General features: G+C 44.9%; 3 protein-coding genes. All 3 read right to left on the bottom strand.

Annotated features, from left to right (window positions below):
* Positions 1-73 precede the first annotated feature (73 nt).
* Positions 74-1333, bottom strand: a complete 1260-nt coding sequence (locus B2899_RS09430) for an MFS transporter (protein ID WP_286885308.1) — start codon at positions 1331-1333, stop codon at positions 74-76.
* Positions 1334-1555: 222 nt separating this feature from the next.
* Complete coding sequence (locus B2899_RS09425) at positions 1556-2392, bottom strand: phosphosulfolactate synthase (RefSeq protein WP_286885307.1); 837 nt, start codon at positions 2390-2392, stop codon at positions 1556-1558.
* A gap of 83 nt (positions 2393-2475) precedes the next feature.
* A complete protein-coding gene (locus B2899_RS09420; protein ID WP_286885306.1) occupies positions 2476-2772 on the bottom strand; it encodes a hypothetical protein in 297 nt (98 codons plus the stop codon).
* Positions 2773-3012: the final 240 nt, after the last annotated feature.

The following is a 3012-nucleotide window of genomic DNA, read 5'->3' as shown; positions in this document are numbered from 1 at the left end:
TGGCGGCTGCCATTACTACTATCTTACTTAAATTTATTTCCTTTATTTCAAAATTTCTCTAATTAATTGCATGTTACGTGGGAGCTTTCTCGCTTTTCCTAAAGAGGGTGCCCGGTCCGTGTTCTTTTGCCGCTCCCCCCTGGTTTCTTGCGCCAGGCTTAATGAAGAAAAAGGTTGAGAGCAAAATAACAAAGCTTAGCCCCGCCACACTAAAAAATACGGTCTTATGTGAAATTTTCATTAACCAGCTAAAGATAGGCGGACCAAAGGCAACACCAAGGAAACGAACGCTCCCATACAAAGATGTGATCATTCCTCTTTCCGCCTTTTCCACAGCTCCTGTAACTAAAACGTTGATACAGGGCAATGATAAACCGATTCCAATGCTTCCTAATGTTAAGAGCCCAATCATAAGGTAAATTTGTTTAAAGAAAGCAACGGCAATCATGGCTCCCGTCAAGATTGTCAGACCGATGAGCATCAGCCTTCGGGTAAGCGGTTTATTCTGCTTAAGTTTTGCGCCGGTAATGTAAGCGGTAACGACCATTCCAAACAGAGGAATAGAAAGAATAGCACCCTTAAGTATCCCGTCAACTTTGTAGGTTTCCTCCAAAATATCGGACAGGTAAAACAAAACGCCAAAAAGGATAAATAAGCCGGTAGCACCCACAAAAAAGGCGGGAATCAACCATCTTCCTTTATTTTTAAAAATTTGCTTTAACGCTCCGAGATATTCGGGGAGAGGCTGTCCTTCCGGCTTCTTCTTTTCTTTAACCCCGAACCATACATAGGCGGCCACAGCAAAACAAAGAATAGGAAAGGTAAAAAATACCGCAAACCATGTGATAAGAGCAATAGCTGAGCCGATAATCGGCGATAAAATCTTTCCCATCCCGTTGGATGATTCGATAATCCCGAGCGCCTTACTTTCCTGGGCTCCCGAATATAAATCCCCGATAAGGGCCATCGCAATCGGTGCCGTCCCCGCTGCCCCAATCCCCTGGATAATCCGTCCACCTAAGATGGCTGCATAGGAATTTTCCATCAGCCAGGCGGCCATACCGGAAATAATTCCCCCAATCCCGTACACAATGAGCGATGACACAATAACCCACTTACGTCCAAAACGGTCAGATAAATACCCGACCAGCGGGATGATAATACCTGCGGCAAGGGAGAATACCGTAATCGTAAGACTCGTCTGAAACTGAGACAGGTCCAGCTCTTTCTGCATCGTAGGAAGAACGGGTACCAACATTGAATTCCCTAATACCATGACTATCGGGATAAAAGCAATGGCAATCATGGCTGATGTCCCTTGTTTTGCTTCCATTCTTCTTCCTCCTCATTTTGTACCTTTATCTACCCTTTCCTTTATGCGTATTTTTAATACAACGCTATCCAGTACGTTCCATGCATTTTTATGGTTTTCCAAAAACTTCTTTCATTCATAAGCGAGGAAAAACGCGCGCGGCGTGTGCCGGTCGTTGCTTTTCCCGTTTGTAGCGTGTAGCCTGAAGGGAGGAGGAAGAGCGGCAACGCCCGCGCGTTTTTCTTATAGAGTAATCTGCTCTGCCTGCACGGCGGAACTCTCATGTCCGAGAATGAATGTATCAAACCTCAAGCCTCTGCGCAGGCACTCAAGGTTGTAAATATCCTCAAATTGAATGTTGCCCATGCTGACATTTCGTCCCCAAAAACGGAGCAGTTCGATTTGCTGTTTTTTCTGTGGCGCTTCCCAGATAAGACGTTTCCTGATATCAGCCGGAATTGCTTTTTCAACCGTGGTCAAAAACTCGGTATCAATCTGGCCCTGTTTGTCATAAATCCCTACATTCGTTCCCGATTCCCTGCCCTCTACAATAACGTAGGAGGCCCCCTGCTCCAGATCGGAATAAAGGGTTTTCTGCAGGTCCTCTACGCTGAGATGGCTGCCACCCGCTTTTTTGCCGCATTCTGTAATAACGGTGAAGCCTCTCTCGGTTATCTCCCGAATCATCCTGCTCCGCTCACTTGTCACAAGTTCAATCGTTCCGTCAGAAATCTCCACATAGTTAAATCCTATCTTCGCTAATGAATCCAAATAATTTTGCAGGACACCTTGATGGTAGGCGATTTCAAACAATGTCCCTCCCGGGTACAGCACTACACCGGATTTTTTGGCTAAAAGCAACTTTTTTCGCAAAAGTTCGGGCGAGTACAGGACTGTCGTACCGAAGCCAAGCTTAATATAATCAACATATTGACCGGCAAGCTGTAAGCATTCTTCGAATGAGCTCAAGCCAATTCCTTTATCGATTACCATTGTCAAACCGAAATCTTCTGGCCTATTCGCTCTTTCTCCCGAAGGGTCAAGAAGTCGGGGATGATATGCAATGTCCAGATGGTTCACAGCCGTGATTCCTCCTTATCGGCGAAGATCTTCCGCAAACCATCCTATGCACAGCAGCCTATACAGGTGCCGCTTTTTCCTTCTTATTCTGTCCCGTCATCTTTTTTATATAGATTCATGGGCCCGCCGCCCAGATGAATGTAGATGTTCGGTTCTTTCTCGCCATCTCCGAGTATCGCCTTCTTCAAACCATCAATGAAGTGCGAAGTAATATCAATAAAGTTCTGTTTCTCCCCTTCTTCCTCCAACTGCCCCATAATATACAGTTCTTTATCTTCCTTATGTAAGTAAGCAATGTAGCCGACTGCTTTCCCATTCGCATCAACTACATTTAAAATCTCTCCCTGCTTATTTTGAAACTCCGGCTTAAAAAATAGCAACGAAAAAACCCCCTTTATGTGTTTATATTTGAATCGCTATTTCATCACAGTTTCCAGTATATAGCTTGGCCAGATTTCATCCTTTCATCCACAAACAAGCGCGCAGCCAGATCGGCTGCGCACCAAGTTGCTTATCCGGAAACAAACCCTTTTCCTGTGAAAATCGTGAGAAAAGAAGGAGAGAAAGAGGAAATAAGATCCAGAGAAGAAAAAGGCATTCGCCTTTTTCCCCATTGAAAT

The organism is Aneurinibacillus sp. UBA3580 (assembly GCF_002375825.1).
Taxonomy (GTDB): Bacteria; Bacillota; Bacilli; order Aneurinibacillales; family Aneurinibacillaceae; genus Aneurinibacillus; species Aneurinibacillus danicus.
The sequence above is the reverse complement of the archived record's forward strand: the minus strand, read 5'-3'. Positions and strand labels throughout refer to the sequence as shown.

Excerpts from the sequence above, each read along its gene's own strand:
- B2899_RS09430 (WP_286885308.1), bottom strand. The coding sequence starts at position 1,333 with ATGGAAGCAAAACAAGGGACATCAGCCATGATTGCCATTGCTTTTATC.